Raw genomic sequence first — 21,671 nt, forward strand, 5'->3', positions numbered from 1 at the left:
TCATAATTTTACAACAATGAATTTTAACTTCAAAATGGATATTGTCGTATATTTATAGAAAGAATTTACAACAACCTATACCGTTAAATAAGAAGCGAAATGAGTTTGAAATTACGATCCCTATTTTGTTTATTAGTTCTTAGTTTATTTTCTTGTTCTAAAAAGGAAACAGATGGAATTAAGCCAACAGTAGGAGAAGTTACGGAAAGTGTTTATGCTTCCGGAGTTATAAAAGCAGATGGGCAGTACACGGTTTATGCAACCGTAAACGGCACATTACAAAAAGTAAATGTTATCGCCGGTCAATCCATTACTAAAGGCCAATCACTATTTGAATTGGAGAGTGGTAAAGCGGAACTTAATACGGAAAATGCTCGATTAGCGTATCAATTGAGTCTGGAAAGTAGTCGTTATATTCAAGATAAAATTGCCGAAATGGAAATGAAAGTCCAATCAAGCAGAGACAAATTGTCTTTGGACGAATCTATTTATAACCGAAATAAAAATATAATAAATCAAGGAGGAATTTCGGAAGTTGATTTTGAAAGAGTCGAATTAGCTTATAAAAGTTCCAAGATTAATTACGAATCGGCTAAAAATCAATTGGCACAACTCAAAGCCCAATTGAAGAATGATCAAAGCAGAAATAGTATCAACCTAAAAATCAATCAGAAATCCCAAAGTGATTTTATCGTTAAAAGCGTCTTCTCTGGAAAGCTATTTGATGTCTTGGTAAAAGAAGGAACATTAGTTACACCACAAACCCCTTTGGCAATAATTGGTCAGGAAAATTCATTTTTGTTGGAACTGGAAGTGGACGAAAATGACATGGTTCGCGTGAGAACGGGACAAAAAGTATTGGTGACAATGGACAGTTATAAAGGACAAGTTTTTGATGCCGTCATTGATAAAATTTACCCGATAATGAACGAACGTTCCCGTACTTTTAAAATCGAAGCGCATTTTATAAAACCACCCGAGAAACTCTATCCAAATCTTACCGCCGAAGCCAATATTATCATTCAGATTAAGCAAAATACCATTACGATTCCAAAAACATATTTAATAGAAGGCAAATATGTTTTAGTAAATAAAGACGAAAAACGCGAAATAAAAACGGGCTTAAGCGATTATCAGAAAGTGGAAATAGTATCGGGATTAACCGCGGAAGAAATGATTTATAAACCCAAATAATGAACTTTAAACTCATATTAAACATTGCACTACATTTGCTTCGGGCGCGATTAAAACAAACGATTGTCGCTGCTATTGGAGTAACGTTCAGTATAGCTATGTTTATTGCTTTGGTTAGTTTTATGAATGGTTTGAATGATTTATTGGATGGCTTAATGCTAAACAGAACTCCCCATGTGTTGCTGTACAACGAAATTAAACCTTCAGAAAATCAACCTGTCTATTTATCTAAAAAATTCCAAAAGAAGACCAATTTTGTTCGTTCGATTAAACCGAAAGATCGTGGGAAATCCATTTACAACAGTAAAACAATTTTGGATGTTTTAAAAAAAGATCCACGTGTCATTGATGTTGCTCCAAAGGTGACTTCACCGGTTTTTTTTAATTCAGGAACTATTGAAATCTCAGGGATAATTAATGGAATTGATGTTTTGCCCGAAGATAAGTTATTTAAAATCAGCGATTATATTACAGAGGGAAAAGTAGCTGATTTGCTTCAGAATAACAGTATTATTATCGGGAAAGGCTTGTCAGATAAAATGTTGCTTACCAAAGGAGATATCATCAAGATTACCACTTCTAAAGGGAATTTAGCTTCGCTCAAAATTGTGGGTATTTCTGAAATTGGAATTGCTGAAATCGACAATATAACGAGTTATACTTCTTTGGCTACAGCCCAAAAATTGCAAGGCGAACCTACAAATTACATCACGGATATACAGATAAATTTATATGATATGGCTTCAGCACCTGCTGTTGCAAAAGAGTTTCAGAATACTTTTAATTTGGATACGATTGATTACCAAACTGCAAATTCTCAGTTTGAAACCGGAAGTACGGTACGAAGTATTATTTCGTATTCCGTTGGAGTAGTGTTGCTGATTGTTGCCGGTTTTGGAATTTATAATATTCTGAACATGATGATTTATGAAAAAATGGACAGTATTGCAATTTTGAAAGCCACTGGATTTTCTGGGAATGATGTGAAATGGATTTTTGTTTCGCTTTCTATAATTATTGGACTTGCCGGAGGATTGTTTGGTTTGCTGTTTGGTTACGTTTTCTCATCTATTATAGATGTTATACCGTTTGAAACGGCTTCGTTACCTACGGTAAAAACTTACCCTATTAATTACAATCCCATATATTATGGAATCGGGATTACTTTTGCATTATTTACAACGACCATTGCCGGACTTTTCCCCGCTTTAAAAGCCAGTAAAGTAGATCCGGTAGAAATTATCAGAGGAAAATAACGATGGAAAACAATACTGTTTTAGAGACAATTGGACTAAGTAAATATTTTTACGACCCTGTAAAATTTCAAGTTTTAAAGGAAATTAGCATGCGTGTTAATCATGGTGAATTTGTTTCGATAGTGGGCAAATCAGGCTGTGGAAAATCGACGTTGTTGTATTTACTTTCTACGATGGATACGAATTATGACGGAGAGATATTGATACATAACGAACTTGTTACGGGGAAAACCGATAAAGAATTAGCATTAATCAGAAATGAAAAAATAGGTTTTGTGTTTCAGTTTCATTACTTACTCGCAGAATATAATGTGCTGAAAAATGTGATGCTTCCGGGGATGAAATTAGCTAAATATTCGGATAAAGAATTAGAGCATCGCGCCATGGAACATTTGAAAACACTCGATATGGAAGATCAGGCACTGAAAATGCCAAATCAATTGAGCGGTGGGCAAAAACAGCGCGTGGCAATTGCGCGTGCTTTGATAAACGATCCATTGATTATAATGGGGGATGAGCCTACAGGGAATTTAGACAAGAAAAACAGTGACTTGGTTTTTGATATTTTTAATAAATTGACTCAGGAGAAAAATCAGACTTTGTTGGTAGTTACCCACGATACTGATTTTGCTCAAAAAACGAATAGAATTATTACTATGGAAGATGGGAAAATAATTTCGTAATATTATTGCACTATAATTTCATGTTTGTAAAGCAATCCTTTTAATCCTTCTAAAGCAAAGACTGCTTTTTTTAACTTTGTTGTTTTTGGATCAATCGTATAGTTATAGCTTGTTTTGAAATCAGCCTTGTTAGCAATTGCTTTCGCAAATTCTGAACGATATAAATCGCAATTGTCAAAAATAACTTCGGTTAAATCAGTGCTCATAAAATCAACTGCAATAATACTACAATTGGTAAATGAAGTCCCTTTGATCTTTAGAGTGTAAAATTTGGAGAAATCCAAAATACAATTATTAAAAGTAATTTCGAAAATTAATTTATCGCACATAGCAAAATTGACATCTTTGATTTCACATCGATTGAAAGTCACAGTTCTAAAGGCTACATAATTTATTTTGGCGTTACTGAAAGTACAATCATTGAAGATGCAATCAATGAAAGTAACCGCTACAAAAGCACATTGAGAGAAATTACAATTGGTAAACGTACAGCACTCAAATTCCTTGAAATTGACTTCTTCCTCTTGGTACGTGATATCATTATACTCAATATCTAGAAAATATTCTGCCATTTATGGGTTTTAAATTCAGCTTTTAGTGCTGTTTTTCGGAACAAAGAAACAAAATTCTGAATCGTTATATTGGATAAATTGGAGTATTATTTTTTGTATTTAAACTCTTTCGTAGTCGCCTTTCCAGTGCTGAATCACTTTTTTAATTTCCTTTTTCGAAAGATTTTCATTCATCGCTTTTTGCGTAAGCTCAGGAAATTCATCGTCTGAGGCAAAACGTAACGCAAATAATTGGTCGTCATTTAATCGATGCTCAAAATCCTCCAATCTTTTTCCTGTAATTGAAAAATAGCGGTATCGAAGTTCCAGACGCACGATTCGGTTTTGCAAAGTCAAGGCATAATGTTGGCGTAGCATGAAAGCCAGACAAAACAGAACAACGAAAATTCCACTTATAAATGACCAAATTAATGAATCTTCGGTGGTGCAACTAAAATATATGCTGAATGCTAGAAATGTCATTATTATAGGATAATAAACAAAATGATGGGGTGGGTAATACCGAATATGATTTTTATAGGATTGTGTTTCCATGATTTTATTTTAACCCAACTTGCAGACTTTAGCTTGTAAACCTTTGTTTAAAAAGGAAATCTTGTTTTAGGATTTCAGATTTGGGGACTACAAATTTTTTCCTGGTAAAGGGACATTTTTTATAGTTTAGGGCTAAGTAAATTTCCTTTAGTTTAGGGCTTGGCTCTGAACATTTCTTAATTTCGATTGTGTTTTCAAGTACATCTTTTATCTCTGTTGTAACTAACTTTTGAGTATTTGCAATTCTCATAATTTCTTGCCAATCGTGATTTATTTTTTTTACTTTTAGTTGATATCTAATCGTATTTACGATCCAATAGGCTAACAATCCAAGGTTTAAATGTGCCATAGTTGACTCATCGTTCTGATGATAAATAGGTCGTAAATCCAAGTCTGTTTTTAACGTTCTAAAAGTACTTTCAATTTCTCGTATGCAATTGTATATTCTCCAAATTGTTTGCTCATCCCTTTCTTTTAGAGACGTTTTTATAAAATAAACGCCATGTTCTTTTTTCTGATTTATTTGACTTTCTTTGACCTCCCATTTCATAGAAGTTACCTTGCTCGTTTTTTGGTCAACCAATAAATCAATTTGGTAATGCTTGGCTATTGAGGGATATTTTTGTTGCAATCGCCCTATTTTTTGATTTATAATTTCTTGCTTTTTTATCCCCGATTTTTTGGCTAATCCATTGGCAAGTTTGGTTAATGTGTCTTCATAAAGGGTTTTAAATTTGCGATTCATTGAACGTTCTTTCATTGCTTTCATGTCGCTTTTCACCTTGAAAACACACTGATTTTGTTCTTCACCTTCAATTTCATTCAGCTCTATTTTCTGATTTTTTTTGTCATAAACTATTGTAGGGATTTCATTTTTTAAGGCATATTTTTTGGGTTTAGTACGGCTTACACATAAATAATCATATCCTTTTTCTGTCACCAATTTCAAGTTTTCGTCAGTGGCAATACCAGCATCCATAATCACCAAAGCCTTTTTTGTGGACTCACTCGTAGCCTCACGAAGGCTATCAATCATATCGGACAAGGTCTTGCAATCGGCCATATTCCCTTGGTAGATATTGGAATATTTCAAAAAGCCTTCTACATTTACAACAGCTGCCAAAACAACTAGTTTGGCATCGGTTCGCTTTTCCTTGCTACGTCCGTACTGAGCTAAATCACTGTTCTTTTTCTGACCTTCAAAATAGGTATTGGTTAGGTCATACAAATAAAATTTATCTTCAATATCAAATAATTCATTGGTCTTTTGAGACAAATATTTTTCCATCTCATCTTTAACTTGATACAAATTTAAGGCAGATTGATATAATTTATCCTTTGTTATTTTTTTGATAGGATAAGCGGTTAATTCACAAATAGCCGAATTTTCTTTTATCCATTTACTGGTTCTGTTTTCGCTCGCGGGATAAACGGCTCTGCTTATAATTTGAGTGAGTGCCAATTGAACTTGTTCTTCCGGCCAATTTTTATCCAATAAAAACTGGTCTATTTTTAGTTGCTTCAATGTTTGCAAACTCATCCATTCACCTCCTAGTTCACGTGCTTCAGTGTGTTTTAGTGTGTTCAAATCTACACTGTGAATGTCTTTTTGGGAAGAATGAGAATTATCTATTTTGTTTGATTTTAGTATTTTGGAATACAATTCATCAATATACTCCCAAAGATGTTCTTGAAAATCATCTTCAAACAAGCTGTTTTTTCCATTGAGTTTTTCAGTCAATTTTTTCTGGATATAATTCAATTCCTCAGCCGTTAAATGGTCTATAAATCCAGCAGTTACAATAGTTCTGTTTCTAACAATATCGTTTTGATCACGAAAACTCTCTACCAATCGGTAGTAGGATTCCATTTTGCCTGTTTCAGGATTTCGACGAAAAGTAGATTTGAAATACATTTAGTAAAAATCGGAAATATCCCCATTAAAGACAAGATTTGCTGGGGACTACAAAACGGAATTTACCTAAAAAACACCTGTTTTGAATACAAAAAATACCAATTTTTAAATAAAAACTTACAGAAATGATTGTTAAAATGATGTAATTAACAATTAATTAACTTTTATCGTCATTCAACCCTGCAAGTTGGGTTAAAGTTTTTTAAAGATAGTCAAAACAGCTTATTTTGAAGGCATCAGGTTTTTTAATTATGAAAATTCCAAAATTATATATGTTTTGGCAGCGGCTAATAATAAAAAATAAGACTTGATTTTTACAAAAAAGCCCTGTCATTTTACAATGTACAGGGCTTTATATTTTTAGGATTTAAATCCTAATACTGTAATAGATACACATTAGTTGCTTTATTTTTTTTCAATCGATCTTTCAAAAAACTCATACGTTCGCAGCATTTGATCTATTCGTTGACGGTTGTCACCATTTCTGGTAATTTCATGAGTTGCACCGGGATGTACTACAAATTCTACTGGACAATTCAATACTTTTAAACTGCGAAACATCATTTCTGCCTGAATAAAACCGGTACGACGATCGTTACCACCATGAAAAATAATGAAAGGCGTTGTGATATTTTGAACATAGCTTATCGGTGATTCACGAGTTAGAATTTCCTTTACTTTTGGTTCCCATGGATACCCTCCAAAATAATTTGGAACTAATCTCCATGCATTTCCTTCTCCAAAAAAGGTTGTAAGATCATAGACACCGCGTTGGGCGCAAGCCGCTTTGAAACGGTTATCATGACTTATAATCCAAGCTGTCAGGTAACCTGCATACGAACCTCCCGTAATGAGTAACTTGGATTTGTCTGCCCAGCCTTCTTCAACGGTTTTATCTAATGCTGTCAGTACATCACTAGCCGGACCTTTGCCCCAATCGTTGATATTGCCTCTTAAAAAATCCAAACCATATCCACCCGAACCTCTTGGATTACTATAAACGATGCCATATCCTTTACTGCAAAAATATTGGTACTCATGCCACATACTTTCTTCACCGGGACCCCACATTGCTGATGGACCCCCATGAATTTCTAACAATAATGGATATTTTTCTCCTTGCGTGTAGTTGGATGGTTTCATAATCCAATATTCTACAGTCATTCCTAAATCGTTAATGAATGTTTTCTTTTCAGGAAAGGATAGTTTTTTATTGATAACCCAATCATTAAAATTACTTACTTTTTTTTCATTTTTTAGATTAGCATCAGCAAAATATAATTCGGAAGGATTTGATACTTGAGTTTTTGAAAATACAATCGTATTGTTTACAATGTCGAAACTTGAAATACCAGTATCAACGCTTGACAAAGCCTCTATTTTTTTTGTTAATCGGTTAATTCTGTGCAAAACATTACCACCGTTCATCTGAGAGGTAAAGTACAGGTATTTATCATCTTTACTCCAGGTAAAATTTGTTTTATTACGATCAAAAGGGATTGTTACAATATCTTTCTCCGTACCGTTCAATGGCATTATTGACAATGAAGGAACACTAATAAAAGAAGTATTGCCGGACAAGAAAGCCAGCCATTTCCCTGAAGGCGATATTGTGGCGCCATTGTATCTTTTTCCGTTTTCCCCTAGTAGCATTTTAAAATTCTCGCCATTGGTATCCATTATAAAAATCTCACCTTCTAATGATCGGTCCTGATTTTCTTCAGTGTCTACATCTCCTGATACAATTATTTGTTTTCCGTTTGGCGTGTAGTCTGCATTGTTAAAACTATAAAATCCTTTAGTGAGCAAACGCGGTTCAGCATCTTTGGAGACATTTATTTCAAAAAAGTGATTGAAATTCATTTCTGAAGAGACATTCGATTCACTTTGGAAGTTTAATTTATTCAAGACAATTGCTTTTTTGTCTACTGCGTTTTTATCTAAATAAGCTCTTATTTCAGATAAACTTCCGTTAGGATTTGGTTTTTCTTTGTTCGTTAGTAAATGTTCATTTTTGTCAAAACCGGGCTTTTCCATTTTCCAAGTAGGAATTGCATTCGATTTATTTAAAGTAGAATCCTGAAGTAATTCTCGTAACGGGATGCTTGATGAAAAAAGTATTCTTTTACCGTCTGGTGACCACTTTGGATTGGATGCGCCGTATTTATGTTTTGTCAATTGCATGGGTTCACCACCTTCCATAGATAATATAAAAATTTGCGTTTTGTCTTCTACAGAACGGGTAAAAGCAATTTGTTTACCGTCTGGGCTCCATGCCGGTCTTGTCGCTCCATCTTTATTTGTGGTCAGTTGTACAGGTACGGAATTGTTTAAAGTATTGGTAGTGAAAATCTGTGTGCGGTATTTGTAATCTAATTTATTATTTTCATCGGCTTCGATAGAAGTCACCGTAAAAGCAGCTCGTTTTCCATCTTTTGTAAGTGTTATGTTGCCAACAGTTTTAATTTTTAACATATCAGTAATGGCAACAGCTTCTGTTCCATTTTGAGCGATTGAAGATTGTAATTGTATTAAAAAAAATAGTACGATTGAAAATTTTCTCATAGATAGGATTTTATAAGTATTGGTTTATTATCAGTTAAGCCTAATTGAGCCTAATGTGTTTTATATAATGGTTTAATAGGTTAACTATTTAGTAAAAATATAAAATAAAAATCGGTTATCTGTATAATTTCTACTCAGCAGTATTTATTGGTAACGGAACAAGTGATTATTTAATTTGTTCATTTTCCCAATTATCCATATACGTTTCAAACACGCTTAAAGGTACTGAACCAACCTGCAAAATGGCATCATGAAATTTTTTGATTTCAAACTTTGGACCCAAGCTTTTAATATATTTGTTTTTCAATTCCGTTATTTTCAATTCTCCTGTTTTATAGGAAAGTGCCTGTCCGGGCATTGCCATATATCTTTCTGTTTCAGAAACAGAAGCATTTTTCTCTCTTCCTCCTTTTTCCATCATGTATTGGATTGATTCTTCCCTTGTCATAATTCCGGTATGCAATCCAACGTCTGTTACTAATCGTATCGCTCTAAATAGTTCTGATTTGTATGCCGCCAATTTTTGATAAGGATCAGTGTATAATCCTAATTCTTCACCCAATGATTCCGTATATAAAGCCCATCCTTCAGAAAAAACGGAATATCCAGCAAATTTCCTAATTTTAGGCATCGATTGATTCTCTTGTTGAAGGGACAATTGAAAATGGTGTCCAGGAATGGCTTCATGCATAAAAAGATTATCCATACCTAATTTATTGAATTTAGCAGCGTCAACGATGGGAACATTAAAATAACCGGGTCTGCTGCCGTCCGTAGTGCCTCTTTCATAATTGGCTGCAGAAGTAGCCGCTTTAAACTTTTCAATTGCCCTTACCTCGAATGCTGTTTTGGGTACAATATTGAATAATTTTTTCAGGTTGGGTTCTATTATGGGCAAGATGGCTCTGTAACTTTCTAATATTTGTTCGTCAGTGGTAAAAGGAAAAAAGGAAGGATCGGTTAAGGCATGATTGAAAAATGCGGTTCTGTCTCCCTGAAAGCCAATTTTTATCTGGAGGTCATCAATTTCTTTGGTAATTCGTTCCACTTCCCTAAGTCCCGTTTGGTAAATTTCATCCGGTGTTTTATCAGTAGTAGTACTTACGCTAACCAAATATTCATACATTGCTTTTCCATTTGGTAAATCATTATAGCCTGACGTAGTTCTGGCTTTTGGCAAATAAACATTTTTTAAATAATCAGCCAGTTTTCGGTAAGTAGGGATTATTTTAGTAGTGATAGCATTTTGATAAGCCAATCGTATCGCTTTTTTTTCTTTTGCAGAAAAAGAGGTTGGCATATTTCGGGCGGGTTCATAAAAAATATTCTTAAGGGTATCTGTAGTAGTTTGCGCTTCCAGTTGTGGAATCATTTTAACAACTAATGCTTTGGGAAGTACCATTCCTATTGCAACACCTTTGTCAAAATTGGCTATAGCAGTATCAGCCCATATCGTAAAACCCTCTATTCGTTTGATCCAGTTTTCGTAATCTTTTACTGTTTTAAAAGGTTGAGCGCCCTTACCTGAACCTAGAGAAGGTAATGCTCCAGGAAATCCCCTAAACTGGCTAAAGGGCATGTATTCAAAATGGAATTTTTCTCTTTCCAGGGCCTGTCTTAATTGAAGGCTAGCAATATCGAAAGCAATTTTATCAAAGTAATTGAGGCTTTTTCTATCAAAAGTTTCTAACCGTTTTTGATATTTTATGGTGAAGTCGTGTTTCTTTTTCAGATACGGTTCTGCGATATCGTTTGGTAATAAATCGTTGTATCTGTTGTCGCCTCTTGACGTGGCAGAAATAGGGTCAAATAGCAATCCTTCTTCGTAATAATCATCCAGAAATTTATTGAATGTAGCATTGTTGGCTGGTTTTTGTGCCAATAGAAAAGTACTGCATAAAACGAACAGGATTACTGTCGTTTTTCTAAAAAGGCTTTTTACTAGATTCATGTAAGAATTGTTTAAAAAATGATTAAATGATGTGTATTAGATTTTAATTTTTATAAAAATCTGATAGTGTGGTGAGTATGCTTAAAAAAAACGTTGTTAGTATGCGCTAATTTATGCTTTATTTTATGAACTATAACAATTTTCTCCTTCAAAAATGGATTATATATTATACAAATGTTAACTATCTGTTATTTAAAAAGGATTTGGTCTTATCTGCTTTTTTGAATTTGATTTTAGCAAATTGTGCCAAAGAATTATTAGTGACGTACTTTGTTTGAACATTTTTTTTAGAGGCAAATAATAGAATAAAAGCAGCTTTTGAAGACTTCTTCAATACCTAAAAAATGATAACGAAATTCATGACAAACATCCTTTATTTCAGTTGTTTATTGGTGAATGTAATTTGATTTTACGTTCGTTGAGTTCGTAATCGGGAATAGCAGTAGCAACTACTTTATTTCATAAAAAAATCACGGTTAGTATGCTTTTTAAATACTTAATTTCTATCTGGTTTAGTTGTGATTGTACCTCTTTTATTTTTTCTTTTTTTACTGTCATACACTTTTTTGTTTTTGAAAAATTTACTTTTTGTTATTTCGCAATTAACATAAGTTTAGCAAATATCGATTCTATTTGTCCATTATAAATAAATTGATAAAAGATGAAAAAAATTAGATTTTTGATGCTATTCTTTTTAACCGTTTTCTCTGTTGCTGCTTGGGCTCAAACAGAAGTGGCAGGAGTAGTATTAGATGATGCCAATTTTCCGTTACCAGGAGTTAATGTGTTAGTAAAGGTGCAAATTCCAGTGATATTGACCACCCAATTCCAATTTAAAGTGAGCACCTGATTCCAATTCAAAATGACCACCCAATTCCGGGGCAAAATGACCACCCCATTTTTCATTAAAAACTACTCTTTTTCATCTGTTAATTAGTGTTCAAATATACTTAAATATTATCCTTTGTTTATCCCTCTTTTTTTTCTCATAGATTCTCCATGTAATTCGAGTCGATGAGATTGATGTATCAGCCTATCCAAAATTGCATCAGCTATGGTTTTTTCTCCAATGATGTCATACCAGCCTTGCACTGGGATTTGTGAGGTTACAATGATAGAACCGTTATTATGCCTGTCTTCAATGATCTCTAAAAGGGTAATTCGGTTACTGCTATCCAAAGCTTGGAGTCCAAAATCGTCTAATATAATAACATCTTGCCGTTCTATTTTGGCCAATTCTCTCAGGTAAGAACCATCTGCTTTGGCCATTTTTAATTTAGCAAACAGCTTCGAAGTATTAAAATAACTTACTTTAAAACCTTGGATACAGGCTTGATAACCTAATGCTGTGCCTAAATAACTTTTGCCTACACCAGTGCTTCCCGTTATTAAAATGTTTTCATTTTTTTCGACAAATTCACATTCTGCCAGACGCAGTATGGTATTTCGATCCAGATTACGGGTTTGGTCAAAATTGATACTTTCAATATTTGATTTGTAATGGAATCGGGCGTTGGTGATACTGCGGGCAATACGCCGATTGTGCCTTTCATCCCATTCGGCATCAATAAGCATCGATACAAACTGATCGAGCGTGTAATGGTCTGTTTTTCCGCTTTCAATGGCTGTTTTAAAAGCATTGTGCATGCCGTAAAGCTTCATTTGTTTCATTTTTGTTACTGTGGATTCATTCATGATTACTGTGTTTTAATTTAATTATAATACTGTTTTCCTCTTATGTTAGCGTGAATTGGAAGTTCCTGCTCAGGTTCTTGTTCAAATTCGATATGATCTAAGTTGTTTTCTAAAATATTTTGAATGGTCTTAAAATTGTAAATTTTAAAATCAAGTGCCCGCTTACAGGCATTTATTAATCGCTCTTTCCCTACCTTTTTCTCGAAGTTTAATATTCCCAAACAACTTTTATAAGCCTGTTCAGGATGGTTTCTACTTTCAATTATTTGCATAATATATTCTGCTACTGACTCGTCAATACTACTGGCCCAATCAATGAAGCGGGCAGCACTCCACTGAGCTACAAATTGATGCGTGCTAGCCATATGTTCCGGGATTGTGGTATAGATATAAGGTTTGTAATTCCTTGGATGGATGGCTATTCGATTGTATTTGTGATAGATCTCTACCGTTGATTTGGTATACAATAGTTTCGCTTTTTTCTTGACATATTGATACGGAACGCTATAGTAATTTTTGTCCTGACTTAATTGAACATGCCCATTTTGCATTACTGTTGCAAAGGATTGGTATTTGATTTCAAAACGTTCTTGTGGTAATGGACTTAGTTTTTGTTGTTCATCTTCTAAAAATAATTCTATCCGAGAGTACGGACGTCCTGTGAGTTTTCGACTGTTATGAGCATCCAATAAATCCCATATTTGCTGGTTTAATTCTTCCAGAGAAAAGAATTTAGTTTCTTTTAGATTTACATAAATCCTTCGATACAAGATCTTAACAGCTCCTTCAACCAATGATTTGTCTCGGGGTTTATAAGCCCTGGCAGGCAAGATTGTAGTTTGGTAATGTTCGGCTAAATCAGCCAAGGTTTCATTAATGGTGGGTTCAAAACGACTGCTTTTTATCACTGCAGATTTTAAATTATCCGGAACAATTGCCGCAGGAGTACCTTCAAAAAAACGCATAGCATTTTCTACCGATGTAACAAAATCTTCCTTTTGTTGGCTCATGGAAGCTTCGGCATAGGTGTATTGACTGGCTCCTAATATGGCTACAAAAAATTGTACTTCTTTAATTTCTCCCGTGTCTTTATCAATGATGGAGAGTGTTTTTCCAGCATAATCCACATACATTTTATCACCCGCTTTGTGATTCATGTGCATCACTGGATTGACTCGTTTGCTCCATATTTTATAATGATGTCCAAATTGCGAGCTTCGGTAACCATTAGGATTTAGGACAATATATTGCTCCCACATGTGCTGTATGGTAACGCCAACTTTTTTTAGTTCGCGTTCCATTTTAGGAAAAAAATCATAAAGAAGCTGCAGTTTGGGACTGATTGATTCCACGGTAGTGTGTGAGAACAAAAGTTCTAACTCAGCATCAGTTTTTTCACTAATTACTTCAAAACTTAATCCTAGCACTTCAAATAAAGAAATATACTTCTTTACCGTATTTCTAGAAAGAGATAAGTACTTACTTATGAATAACTTACTTTTTCCGTTACAGTAGAACTTAATTGCTTTTCTAATTTTACTCATGTCTGTTATTTTGTTTGCCATAATCCGTCTTTTTTTAACGAATGTATGGTGCTAACAACATGAAAAAGTAAGTAGTTTTTGATGATCAATTGTACCCCAAAATTAGGTGGTCAATTTGAACTGGAAAGTGGTGGTCAGTTTGCTCCGAAACTGGTGGTCAATTTGCACTGGAATAGGATGGTCAATTTGACTGGTTTTTCCAGTTAATGGGAAACGCATTGACAAAAGCACAGGTAAATATATTGATCCACTCAAATGGTCAGTAGAAGGAGCTAAAATGAAAGGAACATCGGAAGAAGCAAGAACAATAAACAGTCATCTTGATTTTCTAAAATCAAAAGTCTTAGATGCGGAAAAAGATTTGCAACGATTTGGTGAAAATGTAGTTGCGGACAAAATTAAAAAAAGCTAAATGGTATAGACGAGAGGGAAAGAATGTTACTTCAAATATTTCAAGATCATAATGATAAAATGGAAATTTTAGTTGGTCAGGAATATGCTCCAGGAACATTGGAACGCTACAAGACATCTTTAAGCCATACCAAGGATTTTATCAAATGGAAATACAGTCTTTCAGATATTAATATTCTTAAAATTGACCATGCATTTGTTACCGAATACGAGTTCTATTTGCGGAGCGAACGAAAGTGTGCCAACAATACAGCGGTTAAGTACATTAAAAACTTCCATAAAATCATCAATCAATGTTTGGCAAACGGATGGCTGGATAAGGATCCATTTACGAATTACAAATCTAAAGTGAAGGAAGTAATTCGCGAGTACCTTAGTGAAAACGAAATTGAAGAAATCATCAATAAAAAGTTTGCAATTGAGCGGTTAGAACTTGTGCGCGACATCTTGTTATTCAGCTGTTTTACCGGACTGGCCTATATTGATGTGAAACAGCTGACACAGGACAATATTTCAACAGGAATTGATGGCGACAAATGGATTTTTAAAACCCGCCAAAAAACAGATACTACTTCCAAAATTCCACTTTTACCAATGGCACATGAAATCATCAATAAATACCAGGATCATCCTACAAGTATTAATGAAGGTCGTCTTTTACCTATAGTGAGTAATCAGAGAATGAACTCTTATCTGAAAGAAATTGCAGCTGTTTGCGGAATCAACAAAGAACTTACTTTTCACATTGCCAGACATACTTTTGCCACTACCGTGACGCTCTCCAATGGCGTACCCTTGGAAACAGTTAGTAAAATGTTGGGGCATACGAACCTTAAAACCATCCAACATTACGCTAAAATCCTGGACAGTAAAATAAGCGAGGATATGAAGATTCTTAAATCAAAATTCAACGCTCCATTGAACAAAGAAAACGCTTCTTAAATAAATTTATTTTCTTTAAAAAGACAGTTATATATTGTCTTTTTAAATGTTTGATTTTCAACAATTTAAATAGTTAAACATTTTTTTATGTAAACATCCAATTATTTAATAGTATTAATCGTAATAATATTGTTATTATTGAGATGTATAGTCCCAAATAAACTCCAAAATATAAAAAACTATGATTATGAATTTTATTTATGAAGTATTTTTTAATGAATTAGAATTTAGCCAACTTAAAAATTCCGAAACTGAGCCAATTCTACAGGCCCAAGTGATACTTGTTTTTTTAGAAGAAAGGCTCAAGGTGCTTAATAAATGGCTTAAATACCATGTTTTTGAATCCGCTCAGGAGCAAATACATTTTTTCAAACTGTTGAAGCCCTCTTTATTTTCTAAAATCATTTTTTATAAATCTATGCTTAAAACAGAATCGCATGTCCCTATCAACAAAAAGGAAAGGTGAAATATTTCAAAAAATCATTGAAAAAAATTCATGATTTAACGGTCGAAAATCACACCTTCTACGCTTATTTTAGAACCGGTTCATCATTTATGGATAATGATTATTTCCTTCGAAAAACTTATAAAGACATAATTCAGGATGATCTGATGCTTTTGAGTTTCGATTCTAAAATATCCACCTTTTATGATTATCTGATGGCTCAAATGGTAACAGCTGGGATTTTGACAAAATATTTCGAAGGAAGAATTGATCAAATTCAATATAATACAGTCGTTTAGCTGGCTATTGTTTCGATGATCTTGGTGCCGAACAGCAAAGCAAGCATTACGGTAATGAGTGCAATGTAATGGGGGAAATTCTCCTGAGCCGATACTACCATTTCATAGGTAACAAATCCATCACGCATCTGACAACAAATCTATCGGCCACCGAAATCGAAAATTATTACGGCAACCGAGTCCGCTCCCGGATGCGGGCTATGTTCAACCTCATTGCCTTTGATAAAAACACCAAAGACAAAAGATGAAAATGTCACCAAAAGTGGGTATTTGAATAGTGGTATGGTAAGTTTTATTTGAATCGATTACGTAAATTTCAATCAAACTAAAATGTAAAAACAACAAACAAAAGAGTGTAGAAATTGAAACTTAAGTCAAGTTATTAGAAAAGTAAAAAGCATTTTTGGAAAGGCAAGCTGATGTTGCAGAAAAAAACTATTCTGTTTGATGCGATGATTGACTTGATAGAAAAGAATATGGTATCGATATATAAAAAACTCTTTATCTAACAATCGACTACTTGAAAGTAAAAACGCAATGAAATTTTTAGAATTTGTGTGTTTATAATTTAGGGTCGAATTGATTTTTACACAGTATTGAAGCTTTTTTTAGATTGTAAATTGACATTATAGTATCAATACTGGAATTAGAAAAACTTTAATTTTACATAATTACTATTTAAATTCCGTATAAAAATGATTTTTAAAAAAAAAATCTTGTTCTTACTTCTTTATCTTAGTTTATCTTGTTCTGCTCAAGTACATGAAACAAGACTCCCTTTTCATTATTCAGGAAGAGTGGAGCATCTTACCGATAATAAAGTGCTCTTAATTGGTTCAGCATCTTCTGTTTCTTTTTATTTCGAAGGGAATTATGGTGAGATAAGTTTGCAAAGTGTGGATTCTTATGAACACCATAATTATGTTTCAATAGAATTGGATGGAGAATATATTGGAAGAGTTCGAATTGAAAAAGGGGCTGTCCAACATTTTCCTATAACTGTAACGAACAAAAACAAAAAACATCATTTAGCCATTTATAAAGCTACGGAAGCTGTAAACGGAGCTATTTTGTTTGCAGGTACTACGGTAAAATTGATAAAAAGCACTACTCCAGAAAGAAAGAAAATTGAATTCATAGGTGATTCCATTACTTGTGGTTTTGGTAACGATACCGCCGAAATGCCCTGTGGAACTGGTGATTGGTACGATCAACACAATGCGTATTTAGCATATGGACCTGTAGCTTCACGTGCTTTGAATGTTGATTTTGTATTGAGCGCTGTTTCTGGATTTGGGATGTACCGTAACTGGAATGACGAACATAAAGACGAAGCTATTATCCCTGATGTTTATGAAAATTTGTATTTGAATAAAGACAATTCTAAACCTTATGATTTTGCTTTTCAGCCAGATTTAGTGAGTATTTGCCTAGGAACGAATGACCTTTCAGATGGCGACGGCAAAAAAGAGCGATTGCCTTTTGATGAAGATAAATACGTTTCGAATTACATCAACTTTATCAAAACAGTTTATGAACATACTCCCAATACCCGAATTGTATTGTTGAACAGTCCAATGGTTGATAAAGACAGAAATATTACAGTAGTACGCTGTCTGAAAAAAGTGATTAATGCTTTTGAGAATGACACACAAAATAAGGCTATTGCTTTATTCGAATTTCAACCCATGAAGCCAAATGGTTGCGGCTCTCACCCGGATATAGCTGATGATAAAATTATGGCAGACCAATTAACTCCTTTCTTTAAAAAATTACTAAATGAAAAATAATATAATTGCTTTTGTTCTTCTTCTAATCTTGTGTCATTCTGCTTTCGCAAATGTTACACTCCCGAATGTGTTTTCGGACAATATGGTATTACAACGCAATACCGAGGTTAGTATTTGGGGTTGGGCGAATCCTCAGGAAGAGGTAGTTGTCACTCCAAGTTGGGATCATGAAACATATAAAATAAAAGCCAGTAATCAGGCCAAATGGGAAATTAAGATGCCAACTCCAAAAGAAGGTGGGCCTTATACGATTTCCATAAAGGGCTACAACGAGATTGTATTGACGAATATTTTGATTGGCGAAGTCTGGATTTGTTCAGGGCAATCAAATATGGAAATGTCAGCGAGTTGGGGAATAGAAAATGGTGATGAAGCGGTAAAAAAAGCCGCTAATCCCATAATCCGTTTTTTTTCGATACCTAAATTAACCGCCACTTCACCGCAAAATAATGTGTCTGGAAACTGGACCGAATGTACACCTGCTACCATGAAGTATTTTAGTGCCAGTGCTTACTTTTTCGCAAATCGTTTACAAGAAGAATTACAAAATGTACCTATCGGTTTGATTTCATCTAGCTGGGGAGGAACTCCTGCGGAGATTTGGATGCCAGAGGAAATCATTCAAAACGATGCTGTTTTACTAGAAAGTGCCAAAACTAGAAAAGAAGAATCTTACGGACCCAACCAAGCGGGACGTGCTTTTAATGCGATGATTTATCCTTTGGTAGGATTTAAGATTGCAGGGGTGATTTGGTACCAAGGCGAATCAAATGTGGGTTCAGCGGTTTATGACAAAACCTTTGCGGCTTTGATTACTTCTTGGAGAAAATTATGGAATTATGAGTTTCCGTTTTATTACGTTCAGATTGCGCCTTATCAATATGGAGAAAATCATTTTGGTGGAGCTGAAATTAGAAATGCACAACGCAAAGTGCTGAAAGTAATTCGTAACACAGGAATGGTAGTGACAACTGATATTTCAACAATTGATGACATTCATCCAAAAAACAAAAAATCTGTAGGAACGAGACTAGCTAATTTGGCTTTGGTAAAAACATATAAGGCTAATTCGGATCTTGTTAACGGGCCTTTGTATAAGGGAATAAAAATAGAAAAGAATAAAGTTATTGTGGCTTTTGATCATGCAGAGGGATTGCATTCCAAAGATGAAAAATCAAGTCAATTTGAGATTGCAGCTACTGACAATGTGTTTTATAAAGCAGATGCCCGTATCAAGGGGAATACTGTGCTATTGCAATCTAAAAAAGTGAAACATCCTGTAAAAGTTCGTTTTTCTTGGAAAAACACAGCACAATCTGACTTGTTCAATAAAGCAAATTTACCCGCTTCGTCATTTATAACAGAATAGAAATAATTAAATAATAATACTGCGTGAGGGATTACTTCACTATACTCTTATTTTGAAGAGGAGTTCAGTGAATATATTTGAGGCGGTATCCTCGTAGTCCCGACCCTTCGGGACTACGAGATAAAGCCGAAAGCCCGACCCGAAGTTTTTACGGAGGGACACGCCCTAACCTAACCAAAATAAACTATGAACACTAAAAATTTAATTGCAACGGGGGTGTTTACCCTGATTACCATTGGAAATATGAATGCACAAAAAAAAACACATTTAGACAAAACAAAACCTACTGAGGAACGTATTAATTTGTTGATGAAACAAATGACACTGGAGGAAAAAGTGGGACAGATGAACCAATACAACGGTTTTTGGGAAGTAACTGGACCAGCACCAAAAGGAGGAAATGCCGAGTTGAAATATGAGCATTTGCGTAAAGGTTGGGTCGGTTCGATGTTATCTGTACGTGGTGTGAAAGAAGTAAAAGCGGTACAGAAAATTGCGGTGGAAGAAACGCGTTTGGGGATTCCGTTAATCATAGGATTTGACGTAATTCACGGCTATAAAACCTTGAGCCCTATTCCACTGGCTGAAGCAGCAAGCTGGGATATGGAAGCGATAAAGAAATCGGCTCAAGTGGCTGCGACAGAAGCTTCGTCAGTAGGTATCAACTGGACTTTTGGTCCAAATGTTGATGTTTCGCATGATGCGCGTTGGGGTCGCGTGATGGAAGGTGCGGGTGAAGATGCCTATTTAGGAAGTAAAGTGGCAATTGCCCGAGTTACGGGTTTTCAAGGCGATACAAGAGCTGATTTGGCTAAAGTAAATACGATTGCGGCTTGCGCCAAACATTTTGCAGCATATGGTTTTGCCGAAGCGGGAAGGGATTATAATACGGTAGATATCAGTAATTCAAGATTGTATAATGAAGTTTTGCCTTCGTTTCATGCAGCGGCTGAAGCAGGAGTTCGTACGTTTATGAACTCCTTTAATATCCTGAATGGAATTCCTGCAACGGGAAACAGTTTTTTGCAAAGAGACATTCTGAAAGGGAAATGGAATTTTGATGGATTTGTGGTTTCAGACTGGGCTTCGGTTCGTGAAATGATAGCGCATGGATTTGCCAAAGATGGTGCAGAAGCGACTCAAAAAGCAGTGATTGCAGGTTCTGATATGGATATGGAATCGTATTTGTATGTAGTTGAATTAGCAAATTTAGTTAAATCCGGAAAAGTAAAAGAAGCTTTGGTTGATGATGCGGTGCGCCGAATTCTAAGAGTGAAATTTGAGTTGGGATTGTTTGATGATCCGTATAGATATTGTGACGAAAAACGCGAAAAAGCGACTATTGGGAGCAAAGCTAATAATCATGGGGTTTTGGATATGGCCAAAAAATCGATCGTGTTGTTGAAAAACGAAAAAAACTTGCTTCCGCTACAAAAATCAGGACAAAAAATTGCTTTAATCGGTGCTTTGGCAAATGATAAAAACAGCCCTTTGGGAAGTTGGAGAATTGCATCAGATGATAATACCGCAGTTTCCGTTTTGGAAGGAATGCAACAATACAAAGGGAATCAATTGACTTTTGAAAAAGGAGCGGATTTGACAGTTGGGAAAACAGCTTTTGTGGATGAATTGGTTTTCAATACGACTGATAAAAGCGGATTTGATGCTGCCAAAAAAGTAGCTGCTAGCGCTGATGTAGTGGTTATGGTTTTAGGAGAACATGGTTTTCAATCAGGAGAAGGACGCAGCAGAACGAATCTTGATTTGCCGGGTGTGCAACAGGAATTATTAGAAGAAATTTATAAAGTAAATCCAAATATTGTTTTGGTTTTAAACAATGGAAGACCATTGGCTTTGCCTTGGGCAGCAGGACATATTCCTGCCATTGTCGAAGCTTGGCATCTGGGAACACAAACTGGAAATGCAGTAGCTCAGGTGCTTTATGGCGATTACAACCCAAGCGGAAAATTGCCGATATCATTCCCAAGAAATGTAGGTCAATGCCCCATTTATTACAACAATTACAGCACAGGAAGACCAACTAATGGGGAAGGAAATGTGTTTTGGTCTCATTATACTGATGTGGAGAAAACACCGCAATTTCCTTTTGGTTTCGGATTAAGTTACACGACTTTTGACTATAAAAACCTTAAAATTAATAAACCCGCTTTCGCAAAAGGGGAGTCTGTTCTGGTTTCAGTGGACGTTAACAATTCCGGAAATTATGACGGAAAAGAGGTGGTGCAATTGTACATTCATGATGATGCAGCGAGTTTGGCAAGACCGGTAAAAGAACTAAAAGGATTTGAATTGATCGACTTGAAAAAAGGAGAAACGAAAACCATTACGTTGACATTAACCGATAAAGAACTTGGTTTTTATGACAACGACGGAAATTATTTGGTTGAACCTGGAACTTTCAAAATCATGGTAGGAGGAAGCTCAGACAAAGGGTTGGAAAGTGGTTTTGAGTTGAAATAAGTCCTCATGACTTCTAAAACCTCGG

19 protein-coding genes and 1 pseudogene are annotated in these 21,671 nt (G+C 34.9%); 13 read left to right on the forward strand and 7 right to left on the reverse strand.

Translation table 11 applies throughout. The features are described 5' to 3' along the window. Positions 1 to 99 precede the first annotated feature (99 nt). From Q1W72_RS15245 to Q1W72_RS15255, 3 genes are read left to right on the forward strand one after another with little or no spacing between them, the layout of a single operon-like run. The gene (locus tag Q1W72_RS15245; protein WP_099715151.1) at positions 100 to 1,194 is read left to right on the forward strand and encodes an efflux RND transporter periplasmic adaptor subunit; all 1,095 of its coding nucleotides are present in this window, start codon (positions 100 to 102) and stop codon (positions 1,192 to 1,194) included. Further along, complete coding sequence (locus Q1W72_RS15250; protein WP_099715152.1) at positions 1,194 to 2,450, forward strand: FtsX-like permease family protein; 1,257 nt, start codon at positions 1,194 to 1,196, stop codon at positions 2,448 to 2,450. Before Q1W72_RS15245 ends, Q1W72_RS15250 begins: the two co-directional genes overlap by 1 nt. A gap of 2 nt (positions 2,451 to 2,452) precedes the next feature. Beyond that, positions 2,453 to 3,133: an ABC transporter ATP-binding protein gene (locus tag Q1W72_RS15255; RefSeq protein ID WP_099715153.1), complete on the forward strand. Its 681-nt coding sequence runs from the start codon at positions 2,453 to 2,455 to the stop codon at positions 3,131 to 3,133. A gap of 2 nt (positions 3,134 to 3,135) precedes the next feature. Here the strand turns inward: Q1W72_RS15255 and Q1W72_RS15260 are convergent, their stop codons facing one another. The 5 genes from Q1W72_RS15260 to Q1W72_RS15280 all read right to left on the reverse strand — a co-directional run bounded on the left by Q1W72_RS15260 (position 3,136) and on the right by Q1W72_RS15280 (position 10,670). Then, entirely contained in the window at positions 3,136 to 3,705 is a 570-nt protein-coding gene (locus Q1W72_RS15260) for a pentapeptide repeat-containing protein (protein ID WP_099715154.1), read from the reverse strand. Between the two features lie 99 nt (positions 3,706 to 3,804). Then, positions 3,805 to 4,239, reverse strand: a complete 435-nt coding sequence (locus Q1W72_RS15265) for a DUF6526 family protein (RefSeq protein ID WP_099715155.1) — start codon at positions 4,237 to 4,239, stop codon at positions 3,805 to 3,807. A 28-nt stretch (positions 4,240 to 4,267) separates the two neighbouring features. Next, positions 4,268 to 6,154 (reverse strand): IS1634 family transposase, encoded by a 1,887-nt coding sequence (locus Q1W72_RS15270; RefSeq protein ID WP_302134830.1) that lies wholly within the window; start codon positions 6,152 to 6,154, stop codon positions 4,268 to 4,270. 405 nt (positions 6,155 to 6,559) lie between these two features. Continuing rightward, complete coding sequence (locus tag Q1W72_RS15275; protein ID WP_302136200.1) at positions 6,560 to 8,719, reverse strand: S9 family peptidase; 2,160 nt, start codon at positions 8,717 to 8,719, stop codon at positions 6,560 to 6,562. A 166-nt stretch (positions 8,720 to 8,885) separates the two neighbouring features. Beyond that, on the reverse strand, positions 8,886 to 10,670 hold the full coding sequence (locus Q1W72_RS15280) for a DUF885 family protein (RefSeq protein WP_302136202.1): 1,785 nt from the start codon (positions 10,668 to 10,670) through the stop codon (positions 8,886 to 8,888). A gap of 661 nt (positions 10,671 to 11,331) precedes the next feature. On the opposite strand from Q1W72_RS15280, the gene Q1W72_RS15285 reads away from it, so the two are divergent. Continuing rightward, complete coding sequence (locus Q1W72_RS15285) at positions 11,332 to 11,520, forward strand: hypothetical protein (RefSeq protein ID WP_302136204.1); 189 nt, start codon at positions 11,332 to 11,334, stop codon at positions 11,518 to 11,520. Positions 11,521 to 11,627: 107 nt separating this feature from the next. Here the strand turns inward: Q1W72_RS15285 and istB are convergent, their stop codons facing one another. Further along, positions 11,628 to 12,365 carry an IS21-like element helper ATPase IstB gene (gene istB / locus Q1W72_RS15290; protein WP_113667236.1) on the reverse strand — a complete coding sequence of 246 codons (738 nt, stop codon included), beginning with the start codon at positions 12,363 to 12,365 and terminating at the stop codon, positions 11,628 to 11,630. Positions 12,366 to 12,382: 17 nt separating this feature from the next. Continuing rightward, positions 12,383 to 13,930, reverse strand: a complete 1,548-nt coding sequence (gene istA / locus Q1W72_RS15295) for an IS21 family transposase (protein ID WP_158730039.1) — start codon at positions 13,928 to 13,930, stop codon at positions 12,383 to 12,385. Between the two features lie 60 nt (positions 13,931 to 13,990). Between istA and Q1W72_RS15300 the strand changes: the two genes are divergently transcribed. The 9 genes and pseudogenes from Q1W72_RS15300 (at position 13,991) to bglX (ending at position 21,646) form a co-directional block, all read left to right on the forward strand. Further along, positions 13,991 to 14,116: a hypothetical protein gene (locus Q1W72_RS15300; protein WP_302136206.1), complete on the forward strand. Its 126-nt coding sequence runs from the start codon at positions 13,991 to 13,993 to the stop codon at positions 14,114 to 14,116. A gap of 34 nt (positions 14,117 to 14,150) precedes the next feature. Further along, positions 14,151 to 14,321 (forward strand): hypothetical protein, encoded by a 171-nt coding sequence (locus Q1W72_RS15305; RefSeq protein ID WP_302137955.1) that lies wholly within the window; start codon positions 14,151 to 14,153, stop codon positions 14,319 to 14,321. Positions 14,322 to 14,344: 23 nt separating this feature from the next. Beyond that, entirely contained in the window at positions 14,345 to 15,262 is a 918-nt protein-coding gene (locus Q1W72_RS15310) for a site-specific integrase (RefSeq protein ID WP_302136208.1), read from the forward strand. Positions 15,263 to 15,449: 187 nt separating this feature from the next. After that, entirely contained in the window at positions 15,450 to 15,728 is a 279-nt protein-coding gene (locus Q1W72_RS15315; protein WP_302136210.1) for a hypothetical protein, read from the forward strand. Next, positions 15,725 to 16,006: an RteC domain-containing protein gene (locus Q1W72_RS15320; RefSeq protein ID WP_302136213.1), complete on the forward strand. Its 282-nt coding sequence runs from the start codon at positions 15,725 to 15,727 to the stop codon at positions 16,004 to 16,006. Before Q1W72_RS15315 ends, Q1W72_RS15320 begins: the two co-directional genes overlap by 4 nt. A 5-nt stretch (positions 16,007 to 16,011) precedes the next feature. Next, positions 16,012 to 16,254 (forward strand): annotated as a pseudogene (locus tag Q1W72_RS15325) (ATPase); the annotation flags it as partial. A 447-nt stretch (positions 16,255 to 16,701) separates the two neighbouring features. Continuing rightward, positions 16,702 to 17,796 (forward strand): SGNH/GDSL hydrolase family protein, encoded by a 1,095-nt coding sequence (locus Q1W72_RS15330; RefSeq protein WP_302136215.1) that lies wholly within the window; start codon positions 16,702 to 16,704, stop codon positions 17,794 to 17,796. Beyond that, the gene (locus tag Q1W72_RS15335; RefSeq protein WP_302136217.1) at positions 17,786 to 19,165 is read left to right on the forward strand and encodes a sialate O-acetylesterase; all 1,380 of its coding nucleotides are present in this window, start codon (positions 17,786 to 17,788) and stop codon (positions 19,163 to 19,165) included. The genes Q1W72_RS15330 and Q1W72_RS15335 overlap by 11 nt, the downstream gene beginning before the upstream one ends. A 186-nt stretch (positions 19,166 to 19,351) precedes the next feature. Further along, entirely contained in the window at positions 19,352 to 21,646 is a 2,295-nt protein-coding gene (bglX, locus tag Q1W72_RS15340) for a beta-glucosidase BglX (RefSeq protein WP_302136219.1), read from the forward strand. The last annotated feature ends 25 nt before the right edge of the window (positions 21,647 to 21,671 follow it).

Source organism: Flavobacterium sp. ZE23DGlu08, from assembly GCF_030505335.1.
GTDB classification, from domain to species: Bacteria; Bacteroidota; Bacteroidia; order Flavobacteriales; family Flavobacteriaceae; genus Flavobacterium; species Flavobacterium algoritolerans.

Excerpts from the sequence above, each read along its gene's own strand:
- Q1W72_RS15280 (WP_302136202.1), bottom strand. The coding sequence starts at position 10,670 with ATGAATCTAGTAAAAAGCCTTTTTAGAAAAACGACAGTAATCCTGTTC.
- Q1W72_RS15275 (WP_302136200.1), bottom strand. The coding sequence starts at position 8,719 with ATGAGAAAATTTTCAATCGTACTATTTTTTTTAATACAATTACAATCT.
- Q1W72_RS15270 (WP_302134830.1), bottom strand. The coding sequence starts at position 6,154 with ATGTATTTCAAATCTACTTTTCGTCGAAATCCTGAAACAGGCAAAATG.
- bglX (WP_302136219.1), top strand. The coding sequence starts at position 19,352 with ATGAACACTAAAAATTTAATTGCAACGGGGGTGTTTACCCTGATTACC.
- Q1W72_RS15255 (WP_099715153.1), top strand. The coding sequence starts at position 2,453 with ATGGAAAACAATACTGTTTTAGAGACAATTGGACTAAGTAAATATTTT.
- Q1W72_RS15330 (WP_302136215.1), top strand. The coding sequence starts at position 16,702 with ATGATTTTTAAAAAAAAAATCTTGTTCTTACTTCTTTATCTTAGTTTA.
- Q1W72_RS15315 (WP_302136210.1), top strand. The coding sequence starts at position 15,450 with ATGAATTTTATTTATGAAGTATTTTTTAATGAATTAGAATTTAGCCAA.
- Q1W72_RS15260 (WP_099715154.1), bottom strand. The coding sequence starts at position 3,705 with ATGGCAGAATATTTTCTAGATATTGAGTATAATGATATCACGTACCAA.
- Q1W72_RS15285 (WP_302136204.1), top strand. The coding sequence starts at position 11,332 with ATGAAAAAAATTAGATTTTTGATGCTATTCTTTTTAACCGTTTTCTCT.
- Q1W72_RS15250 (WP_099715152.1), top strand. The coding sequence starts at position 1,194 with ATGAACTTTAAACTCATATTAAACATTGCACTACATTTGCTTCGGGCG.
- Q1W72_RS15335 (WP_302136217.1), top strand. The coding sequence starts at position 17,786 with ATGAAAAATAATATAATTGCTTTTGTTCTTCTTCTAATCTTGTGTCAT.
- Q1W72_RS15300 (WP_302136206.1), top strand. The coding sequence starts at position 13,991 with ATGATCAATTGTACCCCAAAATTAGGTGGTCAATTTGAACTGGAAAGT.
- istA (WP_158730039.1), bottom strand. The coding sequence starts at position 13,930 with ATGGCAAACAAAATAACAGACATGAGTAAAATTAGAAAAGCAATTAAG.
- Q1W72_RS15265 (WP_099715155.1), bottom strand. The coding sequence starts at position 4,239 with ATGGAAACACAATCCTATAAAAATCATATTCGGTATTACCCACCCCAT.
- istB (WP_113667236.1), bottom strand. The coding sequence starts at position 12,365 with ATGAATGAATCCACAGTAACAAAAATGAAACAAATGAAGCTTTACGGC.
- Q1W72_RS15245 (WP_099715151.1), top strand. The coding sequence starts at position 100 with ATGAGTTTGAAATTACGATCCCTATTTTGTTTATTAGTTCTTAGTTTA.
- Q1W72_RS15310 (WP_302136208.1), top strand. The coding sequence starts at position 14,345 with ATGTTACTTCAAATATTTCAAGATCATAATGATAAAATGGAAATTTTA.